This window comes from Amycolatopsis sp. NPDC004378 (genome assembly GCF_053602455.1).
In genome coordinates this window covers 1-20,905 of sequence record NZ_JBSGDR010000038.1, presented here as the reverse complement: position 1 = coordinate 20,905, position 20,905 = coordinate 1, and the positions used below count along the sequence as shown (strand labels likewise).

23 protein-coding genes and 1 pseudogene are annotated in these 20,905 nt (G+C 67.4%); 11 read left to right on the top strand and 13 right to left on the bottom strand.

From position 1 onward, the window contains the following. The first annotated feature begins 22 nt into the window (after positions 1-22). From ACWEN0_RS47425 to tcmP, 7 genes are all read left to right on the top strand, one after another. Positions 23-148, top strand: a complete 126-nt coding sequence (locus tag ACWEN0_RS47425; protein ID WP_451988323.1) for a hypothetical protein — start codon at positions 23-25, stop codon at positions 146-148. After that, positions 145-339 (top strand): hypothetical protein, encoded by a 195-nt coding sequence (locus ACWEN0_RS47420; RefSeq protein ID WP_451988322.1) that lies wholly within the window; start codon positions 145-147, stop codon positions 337-339. The genes ACWEN0_RS47425 and ACWEN0_RS47420 overlap by 4 nt, the downstream gene beginning before the upstream one ends. Positions 340-1,537: 1,198 nt before the next feature. Next, the gene (locus ACWEN0_RS47415; protein ID WP_451988321.1) at positions 1,538-2,596 is read left to right on the top strand and encodes a hypothetical protein; all 1,059 of its coding nucleotides are present in this window, start codon (positions 1,538-1,540) and stop codon (positions 2,594-2,596) included. Continuing rightward, complete coding sequence (locus ACWEN0_RS47410) at positions 2,589-3,908, top strand: CHAT domain-containing protein (RefSeq protein WP_451988320.1); 1,320 nt, start codon at positions 2,589-2,591, stop codon at positions 3,906-3,908. Before ACWEN0_RS47415 ends, ACWEN0_RS47410 begins: the two co-directional genes overlap by 8 nt. After that, positions 3,905-4,159 (top strand): hypothetical protein, encoded by a 255-nt coding sequence (locus ACWEN0_RS47405; protein WP_451988319.1) that lies wholly within the window; start codon positions 3,905-3,907, stop codon positions 4,157-4,159. Before ACWEN0_RS47410 ends, ACWEN0_RS47405 begins: the two co-directional genes overlap by 4 nt. Positions 4,160-5,242: 1,083 nt before the next feature. Then, entirely contained in the window at positions 5,243-5,692 is a 450-nt protein-coding gene (locus tag ACWEN0_RS47400) for a tyrosine-type recombinase/integrase (protein WP_451988318.1), read from the top strand. 353 nt (positions 5,693-6,045) lie between these two features. Beyond that, positions 6,046-7,290, top strand: a complete 1,245-nt coding sequence (gene tcmP, locus ACWEN0_RS47395; protein WP_451988317.1) for a three-Cys-motif partner protein TcmP — start codon at positions 6,046-6,048, stop codon at positions 7,288-7,290. Here the strand turns inward: tcmP and ACWEN0_RS47390 are convergent. Then, positions 7,287-8,033 (bottom strand): DUF5131 family protein, encoded by a 747-nt coding sequence (locus tag ACWEN0_RS47390; protein WP_451988316.1) that lies wholly within the window; start codon positions 8,031-8,033, stop codon positions 7,287-7,289. The genes tcmP and ACWEN0_RS47390 overlap by 4 nt on opposite strands. 73 nt (positions 8,034-8,106) lie before the next feature. Here ACWEN0_RS47390 and ACWEN0_RS47385 point away from each other — a divergent pair, with 73 nt between their 5' ends. Continuing rightward, a complete protein-coding gene (locus tag ACWEN0_RS47385) occupies positions 8,107-8,469 on the top strand; it encodes a hypothetical protein (protein WP_451988315.1) in 363 nt (120 codons plus the stop codon). Positions 8,470-9,279: 810 nt separating this feature from the next. On the opposite strand, the gene ACWEN0_RS47380 is transcribed toward ACWEN0_RS47385, so the two are convergent. The 7 genes and pseudogenes from ACWEN0_RS47380 to ACWEN0_RS47350 all read right to left on the bottom strand — a co-directional run bounded on the left by ACWEN0_RS47380 (position 9,280) and on the right by ACWEN0_RS47350 (position 14,887). Further along, positions 9,280-10,011, bottom strand: coding sequence for a sulfite exporter TauE/SafE family protein (locus ACWEN0_RS47380; protein ID WP_451988314.1), 732 nt, complete (start codon positions 10,009-10,011; stop codon positions 9,280-9,282). 114 nt (positions 10,012-10,125) lie between these two features. Next, on the bottom strand, positions 10,126-10,776 hold the full coding sequence (istB, locus tag ACWEN0_RS47375) for an IS21-like element helper ATPase IstB (RefSeq protein WP_451988313.1): 651 nt from the start codon (positions 10,774-10,776) through the stop codon (positions 10,126-10,128). Further along, on the bottom strand, positions 10,777-10,911 hold the full coding sequence (locus ACWEN0_RS47370) for a hypothetical protein (RefSeq protein ID WP_451988312.1): 135 nt from the start codon (positions 10,909-10,911) through the stop codon (positions 10,777-10,779). Next, a pseudogene (gene istA / locus ACWEN0_RS47365) lies at positions 10,911-12,568 on the bottom strand (IS21 family transposase). Before istA ends, ACWEN0_RS47370 begins: the two are co-directional and overlap by 1 nt. 84 nt (positions 12,569-12,652) lie before the next feature. Further along, on the bottom strand, positions 12,653-13,012 hold the full coding sequence (locus ACWEN0_RS47360; RefSeq protein ID WP_451988311.1) for a transposase family protein: 360 nt from the start codon (positions 13,010-13,012) through the stop codon (positions 12,653-12,655). A 349-nt stretch (positions 13,013-13,361) separates the two neighbouring features. After that, positions 13,362-14,120, bottom strand: coding sequence for a hypothetical protein (locus ACWEN0_RS47355; RefSeq protein ID WP_451988310.1), 759 nt, complete (start codon positions 14,118-14,120; stop codon positions 13,362-13,364). Then, a complete protein-coding gene (locus ACWEN0_RS47350) occupies positions 14,117-14,887 on the bottom strand; it encodes an RNA polymerase sigma factor (RefSeq protein WP_451988309.1) in 771 nt (256 codons plus the stop codon). Before ACWEN0_RS47350 ends, ACWEN0_RS47355 begins: the two co-directional genes overlap by 4 nt. A 670-nt stretch (positions 14,888-15,557) precedes the next feature. Between ACWEN0_RS47350 and ACWEN0_RS47345 the strand changes: the two genes are divergently transcribed. Together ACWEN0_RS47345 and ACWEN0_RS47340 are read left to right on the top strand one after the other, a co-directional pair. Next, positions 15,558-16,367, top strand: coding sequence for a hypothetical protein (locus ACWEN0_RS47345; protein WP_451988308.1), 810 nt, complete (start codon positions 15,558-15,560; stop codon positions 16,365-16,367). Between the two features lie 155 nt (positions 16,368-16,522). Further along, positions 16,523-17,020, top strand: coding sequence for a flavodoxin domain-containing protein (locus ACWEN0_RS47340; protein ID WP_451988307.1), 498 nt, complete (start codon positions 16,523-16,525; stop codon positions 17,018-17,020). Between the two features lie 415 nt (positions 17,021-17,435). Here ACWEN0_RS47340 and ACWEN0_RS47335 read toward each other — a convergent pair whose 3' ends face one another. Then, a complete protein-coding gene (locus ACWEN0_RS47335) occupies positions 17,436-18,107 on the bottom strand; it encodes a cation transporter (RefSeq protein ID WP_451988354.1) in 672 nt (223 codons plus the stop codon). A 35-nt stretch (positions 18,108-18,142) separates the two neighbouring features. After that, on the bottom strand, positions 18,143-18,502 hold the full coding sequence (gene cmtR / locus ACWEN0_RS47330) for a Cd(II)/Pb(II)-sensing metalloregulatory transcriptional regulator CmtR (RefSeq protein WP_451988306.1): 360 nt from the start codon (positions 18,500-18,502) through the stop codon (positions 18,143-18,145). Between the two features lie 40 nt (positions 18,503-18,542). On the opposite strand from cmtR, the gene ACWEN0_RS47325 reads away from it, so the two are divergent. Beyond that, on the top strand, positions 18,543-18,980 hold the full coding sequence (locus ACWEN0_RS47325) for a hypothetical protein (protein ID WP_451988305.1): 438 nt from the start codon (positions 18,543-18,545) through the stop codon (positions 18,978-18,980). Between the two features lie 315 nt (positions 18,981-19,295). Here the strand turns inward: ACWEN0_RS47325 and ACWEN0_RS47320 are convergent, their stop codons facing one another. The 3 genes from ACWEN0_RS47320 to ACWEN0_RS47310 form a co-directional block, all read right to left on the bottom strand. Beyond that, on the bottom strand, positions 19,296-19,634 hold the full coding sequence (locus tag ACWEN0_RS47320) for a hypothetical protein (protein ID WP_451988304.1): 339 nt from the start codon (positions 19,632-19,634) through the stop codon (positions 19,296-19,298). Beyond that, positions 19,631-19,927, bottom strand: coding sequence for a MerR family DNA-binding protein (locus ACWEN0_RS47315; RefSeq protein WP_451988303.1), 297 nt, complete (start codon positions 19,925-19,927; stop codon positions 19,631-19,633). The genes ACWEN0_RS47320 and ACWEN0_RS47315 overlap by 4 nt, the downstream gene beginning before the upstream one ends. A 133-nt stretch (positions 19,928-20,060) precedes the next feature. Further along, positions 20,061-20,501: a hypothetical protein gene (locus ACWEN0_RS47310; protein ID WP_451988302.1), complete on the bottom strand. Its 441-nt coding sequence runs from the start codon at positions 20,499-20,501 to the stop codon at positions 20,061-20,063. Positions 20,502-20,905: the final 404 nt, after the last annotated feature.

Sequence of the window (20,905 nt, the reverse complement as noted above, 5' to 3'; positions counted from 1 at the left end):
CGGTGACGTGGGGTGATGGTCCGTGGTGGAGCCATCGAACGAGGTCAATGACCTTACTGTTGAGTTGGAACACACGCGCGAGGCGCTGTCGACGCAGGCGGTGATTGAGCAGGCGAAGGGCATGCTGCGTGGCATACTTGCCGTGTGAGCGTCAAGCCGACCCGTACACAGGTTACTGTTGCGGCGCTCGGCGCTTGCTCAGTCGGCGCACAGGTCGCAGCGGGAAGCGGCAGCGGCCTGACGTTGTGGCAGGTCATCTGGATGCTGATCGCAATGAGCACGTTCGCGTCCGCAGCACTGTCCACCCCCATCGGCAATCAAAAAAATCCTTTGCTTTAACTCTTAAGAGTCAAAGCAGCAAAGCGCTAAGGCTAGTAACCGACGCTGCCACCCTATTAAAAAAAACTTGTGCGACTGTAACGTCCAGACAGCTAGCAAATCACCAGGCAAAGTTCGACTACCCTACGTAGGCGAACGCCGCATACGGACGCTGGTAGACCGCGCCTGCTACGCTACGTAGCGATAGCGATGCAGCAGCTCCTCCAGCTTGTCTCGTCGCTCGCGATGACCACGTACGACGCGGGGCATCGGTCAAGCGCTGCACGAAGGCTCGCAGCGCCTGGCCAGCCGGCCGGGCTGTCTCCGCGTAGTCGGCCCAAGCCCCCGTCACCTGCGCCCCCTGGCCGGGGGCGACCCTGACGCCCGACGCGCCGGTTCCCGCGCACCTCGCCCTCGCGTTCGCCCAACGGATGGGCGCGACAATGGCGACCAGCGGAATAAGCGCCGGGCCGCTGCGGTAGGAGCCCGGCCGTCCCCATGCCACCGTTCAGCAGGCGCTGCGAGATCGTGCCCGATCTGGGCACTCTCGCCCGGCTCGACGTGGCCATCGGTGTCGATCTTTACCCGGTCTGCCTGTACACCCGATTCATCTCGGTCATTCCGCACAGCATGCAGCGACACTCCACCGAAACAGACACGACTGGGCGGCCCGGGCCGCGGAAAGCTCGACCGCGGCACCTCAATCCGTGCTCAGGCGTGCGGTCTTGTCGCCGCACAACTGCTCGGGGTAATCGGGTTGTTGCAACGCCGCCTGGATGAAGGGCGGGGTTGTGATGGCACGCACCCGGAAGTACCGATGGCTGCCCCCGAGCAGCGCAGATCCAGATCTGTGAGCAGATCCGTGCCGGGCTGGCGGCGAAGCCGGCAGCCCGGGATCGCCCCGACTGAGGGAGCTGGAAGGGCACCGATCACTCCTTGCGGTCACAGCTTGAGCATCGTCGCTTGCCTTCCGCGTGGACAACGGCGCCCTCCGGGCCGGCAAACAAGGCAGCTGCGCGATCTCGGTGGTCGTCGGGAAGCTCTCCTGCACGTCCCCGTCGACGTCCACGTAGTGCGCGCCGGCGGTGTCGGTGCAGGCCGCGCGCACCGCCAGAGGCACATCGGCGAACCGAGAGGTTCACCCGATCAGGTGTCCGGAGTCTGTTACACGCGGACCTACACCGGCGACTCAGAGTTCGGACGACCCTACGGAGAAACCATGCGACCAGGGGCAGCAAACAGCCTGATCTTCGTGCATTCGGCGTTAGCAGTTGCGGCTGCGGCGTGCGCGTTCGTCCTCCTTCGCGCGAACCCGACCAGCCAGACCTTAATCGCGATCAGCGCCTTGGGCGGAGCCACTGGGAGCTGCTTATACCCTCTGCTGACCCCGGCGGTCAACCCCGGCCGGCGTGTCTCCACACAGGACATCCTCTCGCCCCTGCTGTACTTCGCGATCGGGATCGTGATCGGCGCGACCAGTCTCATCCTGGTGCTCGCTCTCCTGATTGGTGACATCTCGGAGCACGCGAGCAACATCGTGAGCAAGACCGGCGCACTGACGTTCGGCGTGCTCGCCGGCACCCTAGGCACCGTGGTGGTCCGCAGCTATCGGAGGGACGCCGCCGCGGCGCCGCCGATCATCGGTGCATTGTCGAGCCTGGACAACCAGCTCGAAAAGCGCGTCCTTGGCCGTCGCGTGGTCAACTACGACGGCACAGTGCTAGCGGGCTGGTACCCGACAGTTCGGACAGCCGGAGCAGAGCAATCGAGCAACTCGAAGGAAACGAACGACCAGTATCTGATCATCGCAAAGATCGTCGTCGCGCTGGTGCCGCGGAAAGTGCTCGACAAGAACGGGAGGCCCTTCCATCATTACCTCCCTGGCCCGCAGCTCAGCGACCGTCGCCTCCGAGGCCGCAACACTGACGCTGGCGACGCGGCTTCACCGAGACCGGCTGCTTCCACGTCCGCCCGGGTTACCGTCCAGGGCGGCGACGACGCGGGAGCCGCGCCGTTCACTGTGACTATGTTCAGCTCCGACCTGGCCATCGTCCCGGTGCGGGCCGAGATCCGAGCGCCGCGGGACGCGGCGGCCGAACCGATCGAGTTCACCGTCCTCCGGACCTCAGAACTGGACGCGGTCCGGTCCGCCAAGTCCGCACCCGAGCCCACCCGGAAAAACAGCGCCCTCATCCTGATCGACCTGTCCCAGGCCGGCACCACCGTCCAGCTGATGGAGTTGGACACATCGGTGTCGCAGCTAGGCCGCGATGACTAGCCCCGATCAGGATCTGATCTTTCATGTGTCGCGACAGCACGGCCAGATCCATCTCGAAGTGTCCGGGAGTGCCGCCAAAGGCGACCAGAGGTCATTTTGGGGCAGCGCCACTGTCCTGACCGAACAGAACGAGGCCATCCGGGAGGACCTGACCAAGTTCAAAACCGCCTTCAACGACCAGCATCACCCGTCATGGGAGCTCATCTGCGCGAAGCTGGGCGAACTCATCCAGACAGGCAGCACCTACCTTGCAGCCGTCTTCGGTGATGACAACGCTCCCTACATCAAACGGCATTTGCGCGCATCCACTGACGCCGCTGTCACCCGGCCTGCGCGGCTCGAGCTGCGCAGCACCGAGGACGCGCGGCTGATGCTCAACTTCATCCCAAGCGGCTACTACTTACCGACTCTAAACCCAGGGCCAGAAGCAGCGAAGGCATTGGCCCGCATGCTCCCGGCCTTCTCGTCGATCGTGCGCCACGTCGTCCTCGGTGCGAACGTCCACGCCCCCAAGGAAGAGCGCGACAGCGGGCTGCTGCCGCAAAATCGCATACTCGTCGCGGACCCGGACCTGCGGATCGCCTTCTTCTGGAACGAAGCAATAGACGGCAGCGACGCCGAGCGCGCCTTCCTGGAAGGTCCCGACACCGGACAGCATGTAGCTCTGGACTGGAACGGACCGTTCCCCGGGGAGCAGACACCGCCAACGCACCTGCCACAGCACCAAGCGGAATACGTCCTCGCCGGCCTACTCGCGGGCCAGTGGAGCCAGACGGACACCGGTAACCCGATTCAGCTGGTCCACGTCTCCGCACACTCGACCACCAGCGGTCCGGGCACCCGGGACCGGTGCCAACTCCAGCTCGGCCGAGCATCTAAGTATCGACGTGCCCGGCGGAAGTCAGGCCGCCGAGTACCGAAGGAGATGGAGTACTACAACATCACCAACGGTCTCCTCCAGACAAGGTGGGAAGCATGCCCTGTCCCGCTTGCCCCCGGCCCGCTCGCCGTCCTGAGCTCCTGCGAGAGCGCCGCACTGTCCACCGCAGGTGCCCTGAGCCTGGCCGGTTCGTTGCTGCGCTTCGGCTACCGCGCCGTCGTCGGCACCGAGACCGTCATCACAGAAAACACGGCAAGCAGGTTCTTCAAAGCCTTCTATACGCGGCTACTCGGGCCAGAACCGGTTAGTGTCGGCGAGGCGCTGCATGACGCCCGGCTGTTTCTGCTGGTGGACACAGTCGCCAGCCCGCTCGGCTGCCTGTTCACTGTGCACGGCGACCCATACTTGACAGTGCAGAAGAGGGGAGCATGACGGTGACGGCAATGTCCGTAGCAGGACTGGTGGTGATCGGAGTCGGTCTGATCCTGGTGCTGACCGGAACCGTGCTCGCGCTGCGAACCCAGCAGACGGCCGACCGCGACAAGGGCCTCGCCAAGACCCTCACGGCACTGGCGAAACTGGCCGACGCCCTGGCCAAGCACCCGACCGGGATCAAGCTAGTGTTCCTCGGCATCGTCCTGATCCTCATCGGCGGCGCGATCGGCAGCGTAGCCGCCCTGTGAAGCGTTACCACCGGAATCCAGTCGAACGTCCGCTGATGCCGCATACGAGGCGTTCGGGAACGCGGCGGCAGTCAAAGAAAGTGCGGCAACTCGTTCTATTTCTGCGCTGCCGCAGGTGGTCCCACGACTGGCAACGCGGCGGTCCCCGGCGGCGATGGCAAACGACACCAAACGCGCAGGTCAAACGTTTGCCGATTAGTGGCCCGCCTGACGCTCGAACCCAGTACATACGGATCAAGGGCTGGGACTGTTCGCTCTCGTTATTAGGACCCAGGCCGGCGCTGGGTGCCCTGGCTGTGGCCCTCGGCTGTCATGGTGGGCATTAGTTCGAGGCGGACATCGCGTCGCGGAGCGCGGTGACGACCACGTGCTGCACGGGGCAACCGACGGTGGCCGACATCGTATCCGGGGCGACGTCGAGTACCCGGCGTTGCACAGCTCTCGGCGGCCGGTAGTTCGGGTGTTGCACGAGCAGCGACTCGACTGAGCCCTCGCCCACCTTCTTGAAGGGGTCGCGGTCGTGGCGTCCCAGTGCACCGGACAGTTCTTGCCGTTGGCCTACTGCCACTCCGGCGCAGCGGTCAGGTCGACCAAGATCTGATCGCCGGCAGCTTGGTCCCGATGGGCGCCGAGGACCCGGAGCACCCCGACGATCGCGTTGACGGCGACGGCCAGCACACGAAGTTGCCGCAGATGCCCAGCACATCGTCGCCCCGAAGGAAGCTCGAAACTTGGAGGAAACAGCCCCTTGTACTACAGGGCTAGGTCTCTGGTACCCAGAGTCGGAGGCATCACCCGAAGTGGCTTCTTCGTGGCCGATGGCTTGATCGTCTTTGCCGATGAGGTTGAACAGGTGTCGGATCTCGGTGGTCGAGGGCGCCTGGCTGCGCCGCAGCGAGCATCCAATGTACGTGTTATTCCACCTCGTCGCGCTGCTCGGGCTACGACGAGGCGAAGTGGCCGGGCTGCAGTGGGCTGACATCGACCTGCGAGCGAGAACGGTGACCGTAGCCCGCCAAGTCCGCCACATCGGCAAGCACCTCGAACTGGCCGCACCGAAAAGCGCCTCCAGCAACCGGGCGATTGCCCCTGGACCACACGACAGCCGCCCTGCTGCAAGGCCTGCGAATCGAGAGGCTGACCGCCCACCCAGGCACCAGCGAACCGGTCGGGTTCCTCTTCCCCGACCACTTCGGCGCTCCGTTGCGGCCGGACTTCCTGACCGTCATCTTCCGCCGACTCAACTCCGCATCAAGGCTTCCGCCGGTACGGCTGCACGACCTCCGCCACGGCGCCGCCAGCCTCTCCCTGGCCGCTGGCAACGACCTGCGCACCGTCCAAGCCCTGCTCGGGCACTCGAGCGTCACGCTGACCGCAGACACCTATGCCACCGTGCTACCCGACCTCGCCCACCACGCTCCCGAAGCCACCGCACGCCTCCTCCACGACGCCACCGCACCCCAGCCCGCACCCCGGCGTCCAATCCAGCGCGCCCGGCCTGGACGCTCCACACGCATCCGGCAACTCCGATAACACGGCAGGACGACATCCCGCTCTCCAGGCGAGCTCCCGGTCGGCCTCTCCGCACTGTCAGCACCGTTGCACTGCTTGTTACTACTACGGCGCCGGGCCTTCCGGCTCAGTCTGCCAGCAAGCTCAGCTCGGACAGCTGCTCCGGACTGCCGGTCAACCCGGTCGTCGAGGCTGTGAACAGCACGATTGCGAATCGTGATTGAACAGCGGGGCGATCGACGCGCACGCTAATTCGGTGACTCGTAGGCGGTAACTCTCGGCATGTTCGACACGACTTTCACCCCGTCAAGGGTAAGTGATCACTATCACTCTCTGTAAACGTTGAGTTACCGGGGAGAGAAGGGGCGACGCTGGTGACGGCGAACGACGTGTTCTTCCAGCGCAAACAGGCCGCTGCTGTGCTGAAGCACGGTGTGCTGATGCGGTATCCGCCGGTATTCGCCACGATGACCGGGTCTACCAGCGACGGAGGGCGCGTCGTCTATCTTGACGGCTACGCGGGTCCTGGACGGTACGAACCCGAAGGTGATGAGGCAGTCGGGGCACCCGGGTCTCCGCTGTTGGCGGTGCGCAGTGCGACGACGATCGCGAAGTGGTCTCGGGACCTCCACTGCATTTTCGTCGAGCGGAAACCTCAGTACGCGGAGAACCTTCGTCAAGTTCTCGCTGACGAAGCTGGCGCAGATCTTAACTATGACGTACTTGATGGAGATGTCCAGGATCGACTCGAGGAGGCACTTGAGATCGCCAGTCAGTCTCCCCTGCTCGCTTTTCTTGATCCTTTCGGGACCGCGCTCCCCTACGAGATGATGACCAGGCAGTTGATGGGTCGCGACAGCGAACTCAAGACGGAAGTGCTTCTGAATCTGAATCTTGAGATGGTGTGGCGCATCGGCGGACTTATCACGGGCCAGGAGAAAGACTCCGAGCAGACTACGTCCGGGAACTCGGCGACCCTCGAACGCATCGATGCGTTTCTCGGCGGGGACTGGTGGAGGGATACGTTCACGGCAGCCAGAGAATCCGGAGAGGCTGGGTCTGCCGCGCGGGCCGCTCAAACGGTAGCGACCGAGTTCCGTCGTCGAGTTCTGGCCGCAACGGGGTTCAAGTCCTTCTCCGTACCTATCCGAAGGCGGCCGCATCACCCGCCATTGTTCCTCCTGATCCTCTTTTTTAGGCATCAGGCGGCTCCTTACCAGTTCAACGAAGCCGCCTCGGGAGCCAATACTGAATGGCGTGAGCACTTTCGCAAGATTGACCTCTCCGAAGATCTAGCGCGGCGGCGTCGCGAAGAGCCTCCCGACCTCTTCGGCGAAGATCTCATCATCTCCATAACCGAGCAAGAGGCACGCGACATCGAGGCCGAACTCGAGAACGGGTGGGTGGCGACGATCGCCTCGAACATCCGGAACATGCTGGACCAGACATCGTCGCTGCGGATCGAAGAGTCGTTCGCTGACATTTACGGCGCAACGCTCGGGCTCGCTCGCGAGAAACACCTTCGACGCGCCTGGGACCAGTTGCATGACACCGGGTTCGTTCATCGACGGGACACGACGCAAAAGATTCGGCGGCAGACGATCAGGCGCAGGGATTAGGCGGAGGCCAGGATGGGCATCTCGTCCCAGAGACGCCCATCCAGCTCGCGGCCGCCGGCCTTTGGCGTCCGGCCGCCCCACTGCTTGTGGAAGAACGGGACGCCCGAGAGCTGGCAGCTGTCTCGGATGTCACGGACCCAGTCGCGGTCCAGCTCGCGTGCGTTCGGCCCTGACTCGCCACCGGTGATGACCCAGCCGATGCCGTCGAGGTTCAGGTTCGGGAGCGGTCCGAGCAACGGCTCACAGGAAAGGAAGCGGACCGCTGCGGGCACACTGCGAAGATCATCGATACGGGATAGCTGCGTGTCGTCTTCGACACTGACTCCCATCCACAGGTTCGGTGGCCAGTCAAGCCGATCCGCGAGCTTACGCAGGCGCGCTGAGCGCTTAGTCAGTACCTGGTAGGTGTGTTGCGGTGTATCGGCGATCACCCCGAAGACCCGTTGCACGAACGTCAGCGGCACACGAGCATGAAAGAGATCGCTCATCGAGTTGACGAAGACGACACGCGGGTTCCTCCAGCGGTAGGGCTGCCGCAACGTGCTCTCGTGCAGCGCCACGCCGAAGCCAGGGCCGGACGTGCGAGGGTCACCGTCGGTCTGGTATTTATCGGCCCCCATCGCCTTGAGCCGCTTGGCCAAGGCAAGTGCATAGCAGTTGTCGCAGCCGGCCGAAACCCGGTCACACCCGGTGGTCGGGTTCCACGTTGCTTCCGTCCACTCGATCGACGACCGGTCACTCATGCTGATCCCTACCCTAGTCGGTTGACTTCTACATTACGGGATACTCGTAACGGATACCGCGTATGCTGACAGCATGTCGGAAGATCGCTTGACGAAGCTGCGCGCACTGTCGCAAGCAGCCTTCGGACAGCGGTATCGCCTTGAGCTGATGCTCGCTGTCGCGGAGTCACCCGACGGCATCGTCTGCCTCACTGACCTCGCCCGTTCGCTCGATATCTCGATCAGCAACCTCCAGCAACCGCTCAAATCACTGGTGACAACTGGCTTGCTGTCCCCGTTGCCAGTGAACGAGTCACGACGGAAGTTCTACATCCGAAATCCCAGCTCAGCGTGGTCATGGGCCGCAGAACTAGCTGGACAAACATATTCACGGGGCGAGCAGGCTGGGCAATTGAAAGCCGAGACGCCGCAGTCCGGACTACGCCGGCCAACCTGACGAGGGCGGTGTCCAGCTCGCACGCGCACCGACACGCCCGCCACAGGGACCGGGCTCAGTCACCACGGCGAGCGGTGAGAGGCCAGCGATGTCGTACTCGTCATCGTTGGTCAGGCCGCAGCCAATCAGGTCGACCCGCTCATGCCGGGGTACGGAGCAGACCCCGATCCGCGACCCGGCAGTCGAGTAGTGGTGGAAAAGCGCAGCGGACAGCTGCGCGCATTTGACCGAGCGAGCACGGGGGCCGCCATACATCTCGATCTTCACCGGCGAAGCACCGGAGGTGTCCACGCCGAGCACAGGAACCCGCCACCGCGAGCCGTTCCGTCACGCACTATGTGCCAAGCCAGCTCCTGCGGCCGATGAGCCGCACTCGGCAGCATCGCGACGACCTCCACCAGCCCGGGTGGAAGCCGCCGCCGCCCCACCGCAAAGCGTCGCGCAGCAACACAACCAGCGCCTCGTCGTCAGCCTCCGACGGCTCATCACCCATCGGCAACCAGCGTTCGTCGTCGGGACATCCGGGAAAGTGGTGAACTACCATGATCCCCACGCACGACGCGGTGTCCGGCTCACCAGAGGCGTCGTCGAGGACGACCCTGCGGCGCTCCACCCGTATACTCACGCGCCGCTCACCGGTCATAGCTGCCCAATCGCTCCCGACGGGGCCAGCATGACGGGCACGTTACCTGCTTACCCCTGGACGGCTGGTTGTGACGGTGTGAACCGACCGCGGATGTCCGTGGTTTGTAACCGCGGTTGGTGGTCGTTTGCTTGATCAATGTCTGTGAGAAGTGACCGCAGTCGGGATCAGAGTCCTGCGAGGAAGAGTGCCCCGGCTGCGATGAGGCCGAGTTCGACGAGCAGGACGAAGACGCGCTCGCTGATCCGGCCCAGGATTTTCTTGCCTGCCCAGGCGCCGAGCAGGGTGGCCGGGGTGAGGGCGAGGCCGAAGAGCAGGACCTGACGGGTGAGCAGGTCGCCGGCGCCGTAGGTGGCGATTTTGGTGAAGTGCATGGTCAGGGCGCTGGCCGCTTCGGTGCCGATGTAGGCGCCGCGAGTCAGGCCGAGGGCGAGGAAGAACGGCGCGGTCAGCGGGCCAACCGGGCCGAGCAGCGCGGACCCGAGGCCGGAGGCGGCTCCGACGAGGGCGAAGGAGGGCTCTGCGGGCGGGCGTGGTTGGCGTTGCCGGCGTCGCCAGACGACGACGCCGATCAGGAACAGGCCCAGGAGTCGCTTGAGCGGGGTGAGCGGGGCGTGGGTGAGCAGCAGGCCGCCGGCGACCGCGCAGGGGATCGCTCCGAGCGCGAACCAGCCGATCAGGGGCCAGCGCAGCTGGCGGCGGTTGAGCCAGACCCGGGACCCGTTGGAGGACAGCTGGATCAGGGTCAGCATGGGGACCGCGACGCGCAGGCCGAACAGCGCGGTGAAGACCGGCAGCAGCAAGACCCCGCCGCCGAACCCGGCGACCGCGGAGAGCAGGGCGAGCAGGAACGCGGCGAGTGAGGCGGCAAGCAGGGTGGGCAGCAGATCGACCAGCACAAGGGCCAGCCTGCCAAGCATCACGCGCCATGAGGGTCGGCGGGGGCGGCGAAACCTCCGTGCCCGGTGGCCAGCAGCTCCTAGCCGGGCGCTGATCGTGCTGGTCGAGGGATGTCAGTTGGTGTTCTGAGCGCGGCGGCTGTGGGCGAGGCGGTAGGAGTCGGTGCCTGTTTCTATGATGTTGCCGCCGAAGGTGAGCCGGTCGACGACGGCCGCGCAAAGCCGCGGATCGGTGAAGGTCTTGGTCCAGCCGCCGAAGCTTTCGTTGGACGCGATCGCGACGGACGCCTTCTCCTCGCGCTCGGTGAGAACCTGGAACAGCAGCTCGGCGCCGCGGCGGTCGAGTTCCATGTAGCCGAGCTCATCGATGCAGAGAAGATCGACACGGCCGTAGCGGGCGATCGTCTTGGTCAGTATCAGGTCGCCGGCGGCCTCGACCAGCTCGGTGACCAGCTTGGTGGCCAGCGTGTATCTCACCCGGAATCCGGCCATCGCGGCCTCGGTGCCCAGCGCAATCAGCAGATGTGACTTGCCGGTGCCGGAGTCACCGATCAGGCAGACCGGCAGGCCTTTGCGGACCCAGTCGCAGGTGGCCAAGGTGTGGATGACCGCCGGGTCGACGTTCGGGTTCTCGTCGAAGTCGAACCCGCGCAACGACTTCTCCCGCGGGAACGCCGCGGCCTTGATCCGGCGCTCGGAACGTCGGCGGGCCCGGTCGTCGCATTCGGCCATCAACAGCTCGGCCAGGAACCCGCGGTAGGACATCTAGTCGCGACCGGCGGCGTCGGCGATGTCGGGGAACTGGCCGCGGATGGTCGGCAGCCGCAGCGCCCGGCAGGCCTGGTCGATGGCGGCGTCGGCGGCCTGCTCGGTCCGCCCGCGGTGGCGTCTGGTAGTCATCAGCGTGTTCCCTTCCTGCGTCGACGGTGGCTGGGCAGTAACTGGTCATAGACCGCGACCGAGGGCAGCGGCCGGGTGTCGGCGGGCAGCTGAGCCAACCGGCGCAGCGCGTCAGCGACGTGACCTCGGCAGCCGGGCTCTGCGCCGGTTCGGGTGCGGTGGTGTCGGCGTCGGCGCTCTTGCGGGCCTCCAGGGCGACCGCGTCGGCGGTGAGCGCACCGGCCGCAGGGCGGCGGCCAGGCCGGCGACGACGTGCTCGTGGGCCAGGCGGCGGTGCAGTAGCAGAACCTCGACCAGCGCGCGGGTGCCCTCGGCCTCGCCGTGGGCCTTGTGGGCCGCGGCCCACCAGGCGTCATGGACTGGGGTGAACTTGCCGGCGGCGCGGGCCTGCTCGAGCGCGGTCGGGCCGGGCAGGGCGCCGGGTTTGCGCAGCAGCGCCTCGAGGTAGTGATCCAGTTCGAGGCGGGTGCCGCCCTTGGCCAGCAGCCGTTCGTGGCGGGCGACATCGGTGCGGCCGTCGAACACGACCAGCTCGGAGGCGTGCAGCAGGACCCGGACCCGGCGGCCGATCAACCGGACCGGGACCGAGTACTGGTTGGTGCGGACGCTGACCAGTGAGTAGCGGTTGACCCGCGGGGTGAACCAGCGGCCGGTCTCGAACGGCTCGCCCGGCAGAGGCCGCAGCAGCGGCGCTTCGATGGTGAACATCTCGCCGATGGTGCGGAGCCGGGTGCCGATGCGACGGGCGTCGTCGGCGAGGTCGTAGCCGTCGATCATGGCGTTGAGCTCGGCCAGCGACTCGACTTCGGGGACCGGGACCAGGTGGTTGCGGCGGAACCAGCCGATCTGGCCTTCGACGCCGCCTTTCTCGTGCGCCCCGGTCAGGCCGGGCTGGCAGTAGAACGGCTCGACGCCCCAGTGGGATCTGAAGGCGACCCAGCGGTCGGTTTCGACCCGGTGCCGGGAGAACCCGATCACCTGGGCGACCGCGGCCTTGAGGTTGTCATACCGGATCTGGCCGGCTGGCCCCACCCAAAGTCCGGAAGGCGTGCTCGTGGCCTTCGAAGAAGGCTTCCTGCCCGCCGGAGGCGAAGGCGCGGCGCACGGATTTGCCGGAGAAGGAACAGCGCAGCGCAAACAGGATGCAGGTGACCTGCTGCCCGCGGAGCCGGACCGCGATCTCGCCGAAGTCGACCTCGGCCTCCATGCTGGGTCGGTGAGCCTGTGGGATGAACGCGGCCGCCGGGCCGCGGCCGGCCGCGGCCCGGATCTCCGGTGCGCGGGCAGCAACATAGGTGCGGACGACCTGATACGACACGTCGGTCAGGCCGTGCTCGTCGATCAACCGGGCGAAGATCCGTTTGACGGTGTGCCGCTGTTTGCGCGGCGCATCCAGGTCTGTGCGCAGGAATTCGTCGATCACCGGCTCGAACGGGTCCAGCTTCGACGGCCGCGGCGGGGGCTTCTTCCGCGGTTCCGGCCAGGCCGAGGCGATCGCTTTGACCACGGTGCGGCGGCCGACGTTGTACTTGCGCTCCAAGGCCCGCCCCGATATCCCCGACCGGGCGTCCCGGCGGATCGCGGCGTAGAGCTCTACTTTCGACTGTGGAGGGGAGGCATCCCGGCTCCCTCGTCTGGAGCACGGGCATCCTCTCACCGCAACCCCCAAGTGCGGTCAAATCTCACGGATACAGACCTGGCGACCACACACGGTGCGGTCACCGACCACGAGCAACTGCGGTCACGTCAGACCGACAAAACCAGACGGCCTAACACAGTCGCAGCACACAGGGAGGTGGTCATCGGTAAGGCTGCGGCACCAGAAGCGAAGCTGGCGCGCGAGTCCGAGCTGTGCCTGGCGACGATCGCGCTGCTGCCGACTATGGCTGCTGGCGCCCGGCCGAGGAGCCGGCCTCGGACACTCCGCATCCGCACACACGAAACGTCGAGCCCGCACAACAAGCACGGTGCGCCGACCAGTCGATGGAAGATCGGTCAACAACCGCGGGTAACGCCTATGCACCTTGGCAAGATTGGCACGAGCCAGATTCGATCCGTTGAAGGGAACCCTCCACAGGGAACCGCCGGACAGGTTGCCCATTCGAAGATCAGCGTCGCTGAGATGACCGCCGACCAGTGGTCGCCACTGTCAACCGTCGGTCCTCACTGACACAGAACGGCCCGCAGGGGAGCCGCTCCGCCAGGATGCGGGGATGCCGCTGAATGCGGGTGGCGATCTCCCGATGGGGGGGAGGAGAGAGATCGCCACCCGCTTCTCAACCGGCGACTCTTCCCTGGGGGGAGGGAGGAAGTGCCGCCGAACCGGAGGCCGTGAGTGGAGAGTGCAGTCGTTCCCCGCAGCACTCTCCACTCACGACGGTGTGGCAAACCCCGACAGGCGCGCACACCCGCCGAGTGCCTGCCCGCGAGCGGGGTCAGGACTCGGCGCGTCAGGGATGGGTGGGCTTGGTGACCGTGGGCACGTTCCGGTGGGTGTCGCCCTGCCCCTCGGTCGGGTGGGGCGGCGGGGTGTGGTCGTTCGTGGCCGACGGCGACTCGGTGCCGTTCGAGCCGTGGCCGGCCTCCTCGGTGAGGGTCTTCGCGCAGTAGGCGTCGACCTTGTCCTTGCCGCCCGCGGTGGTGATCAGGACGGTGAAGGCCGGGCTGTCCAAGGCTTTCCCGTGTTCCGCCTTGTCGCCGGCGGAGTAGGCGTGGCACAGGCCGGCCAGCGAGGGGGACGGTGACCCGCCGGACGCGCCGGTGGTGCCGGTGCTCTTCGCTTCGCCGTGGGAAGACTCGCTCGCCTCGGTGGCCGGCACGCGCGACTTGGCCGAATCGCCGGCACTCGCCGGCGTGCTCGCGGAGTGCGAGTCCGGCGAACCGGGGAAGGTGCCGGACGCCGCCACCGCGGCGACACCTCCAGCGGTCACCGCCGCGGTCGCGGCGGCCGCCACCGCGAACTTGGCTGTGAGCAGTTTCGCCAAGGCGATCTTGATCATCGAACGTCTCCGGGGTCGAGGGACTGGGGCGAGACGAGCGGCCCGGAACGCCGCCACCGCGGCGTGTTCCCCACGCAGTTCAGCCTCACTCGCCGCCCCGGCCGCGGCAGCGAGCAAAGCGTTCAGCGCGTGGTCGCGCCCGCCCGGCGAGCCGTCGAGGAGTTCCTCGGCGGTGCGCCGTTCGAGTCGTCGAGAACGGTGTGTGCTCATCTCACCTCCTTCAGCGTCGACGCCTTCGTTTCTGTCACACCAGCCTCTGACCTGCGACTTTGCCCCGCTTCCGGAGGTGGCAGCCGCTCGGCGAGCGTGCGCAGGCCCCGGTAGGCCGCGGTCCGCACGGCGCCGGGGCGTTTACCCAGCACCTTGGCCGCGGCCGGTGCGTCGAGCCCCATGACGACCCGCAGCAGCACCGCTTCGGCCTGTTCCCGGGGAAGTTCCGCGATCAGGGCGAGCGCCGCGTCGGTGCCGATCGCCTCGACGGCCGACCCCGCGGTGTCCTCACGTCCGGGCACGTCGGAGAACTCCTCGACCCGCTCCACGGCGACCGGACGCCGACGCCGGTTCCGGAGGTGATCGATGGCCCGGTGCCGCGCGATGGTCGCCACCCAGCCGCGGAAGCCGTCCAGCTCGCCGCGGAACTTTCCCAGGTTCCGCGCCACCTGCAGCCAGGCCTCCGACGCGACGTCCTCGGCGTCGTGGCCGACCAGGACCCCCAGGTACCGCAGCAGCCCCGGCTGGACAGCCCGGTACAGCACGCGGAACGCGTCGTCGTCACCGTCCCGCGCGGCTTCCAGCGCGGCCGACGGGCTCAGCACCACGGGCTCCGAGATATTCCACTCCGGATCGTTGCCCGCGGCAGCCCGCCCGTCGCCGTGGCGGATCGACACCAGCGTAGTCACCACCCTTTGCCAACAACCCACATCGCGGACCGCGACATCATGGTTCATGCGGCGCCGCTGCGGAACCCCGGAGAGCATCGGCGATCCTCGCCACACTCACAGCCAAAGCTAGTAACTTCCCGACGCGGTTCCTGATCAACGGTGACCACCAAAGGGTCCTTGGCTCGCCTGGCGCGGCCGCCGGCACGGTCACCGCACCCGTGGCTTCCTGCACCACGTCGAAGGCCCATTCACCGCCCGCGATCGGGTAGTTCCCGTCCGCGCAGGGGATCGATCAACCCGGATATTCGGGATGTACGCCATTCGGCTGATCGGGCTCCGAGCCTGTGACGACGCTGCCCCGTCCCGGCGACTTCCTGTGGAGAACCGGCTCTCGCGGGGACGCACCGATGACGACGAGCCTGGGCCTGCGGGCCGTCGGCGCGGTGGCCGCGCTGCTGCTGGTGCCATTCCTGACCGCCGAAAGCTGCGGCGACGAGCGAACCGGGCCTCCATCGTCGTCGACCCCGGCGGTCGGCGGTGACTCGGCACGCACGAGCGAGACGGCGTCCCATGAAGCAGTCTCATCCGACAGCCGACCCGAACCACGGGTGACGACACCGCTCATCCCGAGCCGACGCAGACCCCTACGACCACGAGCGAAACCGATACCTCTTCGACGACCGAGCCCCCGCCGATCCGGTGACCGGCGCCGCCGGCCCGTGTTCGACGCTGTGGACCCGTGCAACCACCCTGCTATCCCGGACGGGTGCTGATCTCCGCGCTGCTGTACTACTTCGGATGGGTCCGCAGCCAGGCCACCTGGAGCTACTTCGGCGTCGACACCGGCGTGCTCGGCTTCGGCCCCGCCGACTACGCCCTGCGCAGCATCAACTCGGCCTTCCTGCCACTGATCGGCAGCGGGATCGCCGCCCTCACCACGGCCGCCCTGCACCGGACGGTCCTGGCGCCCGCAGCCCGCGCGACACCGGGGACCCGACACCGGCGTCTGGCCGGCGCCGGGATCGGCGCTTGCCGGGCCGCCGGCGTCGCCCTGATCGGGCTCGTCGTGACCGGGTTGCTGCTGCCGGTGACGGTGGGCAACGCGCTCGGCGTGGCGTTGCCGCGGTCGCTGCTCGGCGCGGCCTGTCTGCTCGCCTATGCGGATCACCTGCGTGCGTCCGGCGAACGCCCGGACCGGCGGGTACCACGGAAGTCGCGCGGTCTGCACGGACTGCTGCTGATCGGACTGGCCGTCGTCGGCGTGCTCTGGAGCATCGCCCTCTACGCCCAGAAGACCGGCCTGGGAGTGGCACGCAACATCGCGGCCGGGCTGCCCACCCGGCCCTCCCTCACCCTCTACAGCGTGGAGCGGCTGGCTATCACCGGGCCGGGGGTCACGGTGGGCAAACTGGACCAGGACCGCTCGAAGTACCACTTCCGCTACACCGGACTGGTTTCCCTGAGCCATACCCCCGAGCACTATCTGCTGGTGGCCGCCGCCTGGCGCAAGGGGCGCGACACGGTCTACGTCGTCCCAGCCGGCGACCACATCCGGATCGACATCACGACACGATGACTGTGACCGAGTCGCAGCCCGGAGCTTCACAGCCATGCTCAGCCGAAGCTAACTGTTGCGGGTCATGACGTTGGTGTCGGCTGACCGAGCTGTTCGGCTCACCGGCCATCCGATCACGGCAGCAACTGCCACCGCTCGACGAAGATCATCCAGCGGTGTGTCATGGACGTTCTGGTGGTGCACGCGACCGAGAAAGGCTCGTCCCAACAGGTCGCCGAAGCGATAGAGACAACACTCGTGAGCACACCGAGGAAGTCGACCTTCGCCCGGCGAGGCGGGCCCGCGAATCGCTGGCCGGGCGCGACCTCGTCGTGCTGGGCGATGCGCTGTACTCCGGACGCTGGCATCGCGACGCCCATCGGTTCCTCAAGCAGCACCGCCGGGAGCTCGCCACCGGAGTGCCGGTCGCCGTGTTCGGGATGGGGCCGCGCACCGACGACGAGGACGCCTGGAGCCGCTCTCGCGCGCAGCTCGACCGGGCCGTGGCCAAACGGTCCTGGCTGCATCCGGTCGCCGTCACCGTGTTCGGCGGTGTCGACCCGCCCCGACGCACGAACCGGCAACGACGGGACCTGCGGGACTGGGACGCGATCCGGAACTGGGCCCGGCAGGCGCTGAACCAGACCCTCGCCCTTCGGCCGCCACAATCTTGACGTTCAGCACCGCGCGCCGGAGCTGAACCGGGCTGGTCGCCGGCGTGTCCGGTATCCCCGTGCGCGGGGACGCCGGGCTGGTGCTGCGGGAAGTGTGCGGAAGAACCAGTGCTTGACCAGGACGAGGTAGCCGATGACCATCAGCACCAGCACGAAGATGAACCGGTCTGGCACCGGCGCGAACCCGAGATCGCCGGCGCGCGGCGTGGCGGGTAGTACCGCGGCGGCGGTCACCACGGCGAGGCCGCGGTGAGCAGTGGCACGCTGGGCCGGCTGAGGTAGAACGGGCTGCGCCGGGTCAGGCGGGCAAGCGCCACGGTCGACGCGATTCACGCAAGCAGTCCCACCAGAATCAACCGGTCAACGCTGCTCAGCCGCTCGCATCATGCGCGCGCCCGGGGCCTTGAGTAGGCGATCAGCAACAGTGCTCACCACGCCAGGCCTCACGACCTTCCTTGACGGCGACGGCGGCGATGACGAGGGCGACGAGCGGGTCGGCCCAGTACCAGCCGAAGAGGCTGTTGAGGAGCAGGCCGACGAGCAGCACTCCGGAGAGGTAGGTGCACAGCAGCGTTTGCTTGGAGTCTGCGACGGCGCTGGCGGAGCCGAGTTCGCGGCCGGCGCGACGCTGGGCGTAGGACAGGAACGGCATCACGGCAAGGGAAACGGCGGCGAGCACGATGCCGGCGGTGGAGTGCCAGGCCAGGTCGGCACCGAACAAGGCCCGCACGGATTCGACGGTGACATAGGTGGCGAGGGCGAAGAACGACACCGCGATCACCTTCAGCGCGCTGCGTTCACGGGCCTCGGGGTCCGTGCCGGAGAACTGCCAGGCGACCGCGGCGGCGGAGGCGACCTCGATAACGGAGTCCAGACCGAAGCCGATCAGCGCGGTCGAGGAGGCGATCGTTCCGGCGAAGATCGCGACGACGGCTTCGACGACGTTGTAGGTGATGGTAACCGCGACCAGCAGCCGCACCCGGCGGGAGAGGACCGTGCGCCGTTGCGAGCTCACGGATGGCGCGGTGGTGGTGTCGGGCGCTGCGCAGCAGCCGTCGGAACAGCCATCGGCCGGCACGCCGGCCATCGTCAACGGGAGTTCGCGGCGGTCGGTGTGTTTGCTCATCGGATCGTCCTGGTGCTGGTCGTGGTGGCGGCCACGGGTTCGTCGTCGACGCAGGGTTGTTTGGTATCGACGGCGAGGACGACCTGAACGAGCTCCCGGAGCGCGCGGGCGAGGTGGGCGTCGGCCAGGGCATAGCGGACCTGGCGGCCTTCGTAAGTAGCCACGACCAGGCCACAGCCGCGCAGGCAGGCCAGGTGGTTGGACACGTTCGAGCGACTCAAGCCGAGCTGGTCGGCCAGTTGGCCGGGGTAGCTCACGCCGTCGAGCAGGGCGACCAGGATCTTGCACCGGGTCGGGTCCGCGAGCGCTCGGCCGAGCCGGGCGAGCGCGGCACCGCGAGCTTCACACGTCAGCACGGCCCAAACAGTACATTAGATGCTGACATAACAGCAATCGGTGAACTATCTGGTGGTTTCAACGGGGAGAACCGACAGGGCTGACCCGTTCGGGTCAGGGCAGGTGGCGGTCAGCCCGGCGGAGCAGCGCGCCCAGGACGCCCCTCTGATGCCAGCCCCTGTCGATGACGCGGGCGCGAGCGGAGAGGACGACGGCTCGCAACCGGGCCGCCGTCGTGGGGTGCCGAACGTCCTCGATCTCGGTGGCGCGCCGGTGGAGCCTCCGGGCGCAGCCGGCGCAGACCGCGACCTCAGGGTGGTTGCCGAGGTGAACCAGTTCGTCATCGCGTCGTTCGGCACCGCAACACCAGCACCGTGGCGCAGACGTCGTGGCGTCCTCGTGCGCAGGCTGTGCGGTCATCGCGTGCCTCCGGGTGTCGGCACCCCTCAGAGTGACCCCCGACAGTATCGCCGCCAGAGCACGGACGAGGAGCCGTGAACTATTGCGCCGGGATTGCTGCCTGAGCAACGCGCCGAAGACGGTGCGACCGAACTGCTCGGCCTGGCCGGGTGTCAGAATCTCCCCGACGATCTCGGGTGTGCCCGGGCTCGGATCAGGGCTTGTCCGCGGGTGGCAATCACAGCGTCGGCAGCGAGCATCTCCGGGATACCGAGAGCGTCGATGGCGCACGTCTCGACACGCCGAACACCGGCATCAGCCCGTTCAGGTCCTCGGTACGGGCCGGGGCGCCGGTGGTCGCGAACGCCGCAGGAGGGCCCTCCAGGACCAGGCAGCACTGCCGCGCCTGATCGGTTACGGCGTCCCCGACGTACTCGGGTTCTCGTCGCCGACGGGGGTGCTCAGGACCTGCCGGAGGTCGGTCACGGACGGCGCGCCCTGGACGTGGCCGTCTTCGGCGCGATACAGCCGACAGGACACGCTCGGCGTCAACCCCGGCCCCGCGAACGGATCGACGCCGTCCACCAGCAGAGTCGGCGACCCGGTCATCCCGGCTGCCCCTGCCGCGTCGAGGTCGTCGATCACCTGGCGGTGCCGCGTGACCCCGGACCGGTCACCGAGCGCCTCGTCCAGCCGCTGCTCCAGCAGGGCGACATTCGGGCAGTCGGAGACCTGAAGGATCTCCAGCTTCACCGTGCACCTCCCGGCTCGGACTGCAGTGCGTGCAGCAAGGGGCATCGGCGGTCCGGACGCGAGCGGTCGCACGTCGCCACCAGCTCGGCCGACGACGCCCGCATCCGCTCCGGATCGGCGATCCGGCGTTCCGGACCGGCAACGCGCTCAACAGCCGTGGCTCTGGCCGGTTCGCACCCGTCCGGGCCGCCATCGGCCGGCCGCAGCAGTTCCGCGACCTCATCGAGCGTGAACCCGAGCTCCTGCGCATGCTTCATGAACCGGAGCACAACCACCACCTCGACCAGGTACATCCGATACTCCAACGTCGCCAACGGCGGGCCCGCGAGCCGGGTCAGCGTGCCGTCAACATCACCCGAGCCGCTGTGAAGGAATTATCGCCCGGCGCGCGTCCGCCCGCGCCGCGCGACTATCTCGTAAGTTCGACTATCTCGTAAGTTCGCCCACCGCGATCTTGCCGGTCCGCTCCGGCCAAAGTTGGATGGACCGCAAGGGTTCCGCTGCAGCGAACCCGCCGCCGGCGCGGTCGGCCGCCTCCCGTTCGGCTGCCTCGTCGGCGCTGCGAGCCAGGCGGCGTTCGCGCACGGCCGAGCCGATCTGCGCGGCGCAGCCGGTGAGCACACGCCAATCGGCCGCACTCAGCAACCGGCCTCGCCCGGCCAGCACCAGCGCGTCGGCGGGCGGGACCTCGACGTCGGCATCGTCGAGTCGCTCGGGCGGCTCTGTCGCGCGCCGGCCAGCACGAACCATTGCTGACCAGCACCGCCGGAGCCTGTGCAGGCTACTTCCCGCATCGGGCAGGTCCAGCCGACGGATCCGGCAGGCCCGCGATCTCCTGTCGCTGATCACGGCTGCGGCAACCACCACCCCCGACACGTCAGCCCGGGCCGCTCGCGAGCTGTTCCTCGATCCCGCCACTACAGCCTGCATCCTACTCGCCACCGACGACGACAAACCGGACCACGCGACGCCTGCGCAGCTGCATCCTCCGCGCCGCAGCCGCACTCGACCCCGCCATCGCCGCAAGCTTCGCCGCCGACATGCCCGCCCTGCGCAGGACCGCCCCCGCGAAGAACCCGCCCTCCGCAACGAAATCACCAGCTGGTGGAACCGCACCCTCCAGGTCCTCCGGCGCTAGCCCAAGCTCCTCGACGAACAAATCATGCCTCGCCCCCCGGGGGGTGTCCCTATCTGGTTGTCAAGCCGCGGCGGGGGCTGGTTGGGGGTGTCGGTAGTGGGTGCCGTTGCGGAGCATGGCGTAGATGACGTCG

What these genes read in the sequence shown, in the direction of transcription:
- ACWEN0_RS47415 (WP_451988321.1), top strand. Translation starts at nt 1,538, where the DNA reads ATGCGACCAGGGGCAGCAAACAGCCTGATCTTCGTGCATTCGGCGTTA.
- ACWEN0_RS47410 (WP_451988320.1), top strand. Translation starts at nt 2,589, where the DNA reads ATGACTAGCCCCGATCAGGATCTGATCTTTCATGTGTCGCGACAGCAC.
- ACWEN0_RS47405 (WP_451988319.1), top strand. Translation starts at nt 3,905, where the DNA reads ATGACGGTGACGGCAATGTCCGTAGCAGGACTGGTGGTGATCGGAGTC.
- ACWEN0_RS47390 (WP_451988316.1), bottom strand. Translation starts at nt 8,033, where the DNA reads ATGAGTGACCGGTCGTCGATCGAGTGGACGGAAGCAACGTGGAACCCG.
- ACWEN0_RS47385 (WP_451988315.1), top strand. Translation starts at nt 8,107, where the DNA reads ATGTCGGAAGATCGCTTGACGAAGCTGCGCGCACTGTCGCAAGCAGCC.
- istB (WP_451988313.1), bottom strand. Translation starts at nt 10,776, where the DNA reads ATGTCCTACCGCGGGTTCCTGGCCGAGCTGTTGATGGCCGAATGCGAC.
- ACWEN0_RS47370 (WP_451988312.1), bottom strand. Translation starts at nt 10,911, where the DNA reads ATGACTACCAGACGCCACCGCGGGCGGACCGAGCAGGCCGCCGACGCC.
- ACWEN0_RS47360 (WP_451988311.1), bottom strand. Translation starts at nt 13,012, where the DNA reads ATGGGCAACCTGTCCGGCGGTTCCCTGTGGAGGGTTCCCTTCAACGGA.
- ACWEN0_RS47355 (WP_451988310.1), bottom strand. Translation starts at nt 14,120, where the DNA reads ATGAGCACACACCGTTCTCGACGACTCGAACGGCGCACCGCCGAGGAA.
- ACWEN0_RS47350 (WP_451988309.1), bottom strand. Translation starts at nt 14,887, where the DNA reads ATGCTCTCCGGGGTTCCGCAGCGGCGCCGCATGAACCATGATGTCGCG.
- ACWEN0_RS47335 (WP_451988354.1), bottom strand. Translation starts at nt 18,107, where the DNA reads ATGGCCGGCGTGCCGGCCGATGGCTGTTCCGACGGCTGCTGCGCAGCG.
- ACWEN0_RS47315 (WP_451988303.1), bottom strand. Translation starts at nt 19,927, where the DNA reads ATGTACCTGGTCGAGGTGGTGGTTGTGCTCCGGTTCATGAAGCATGCG.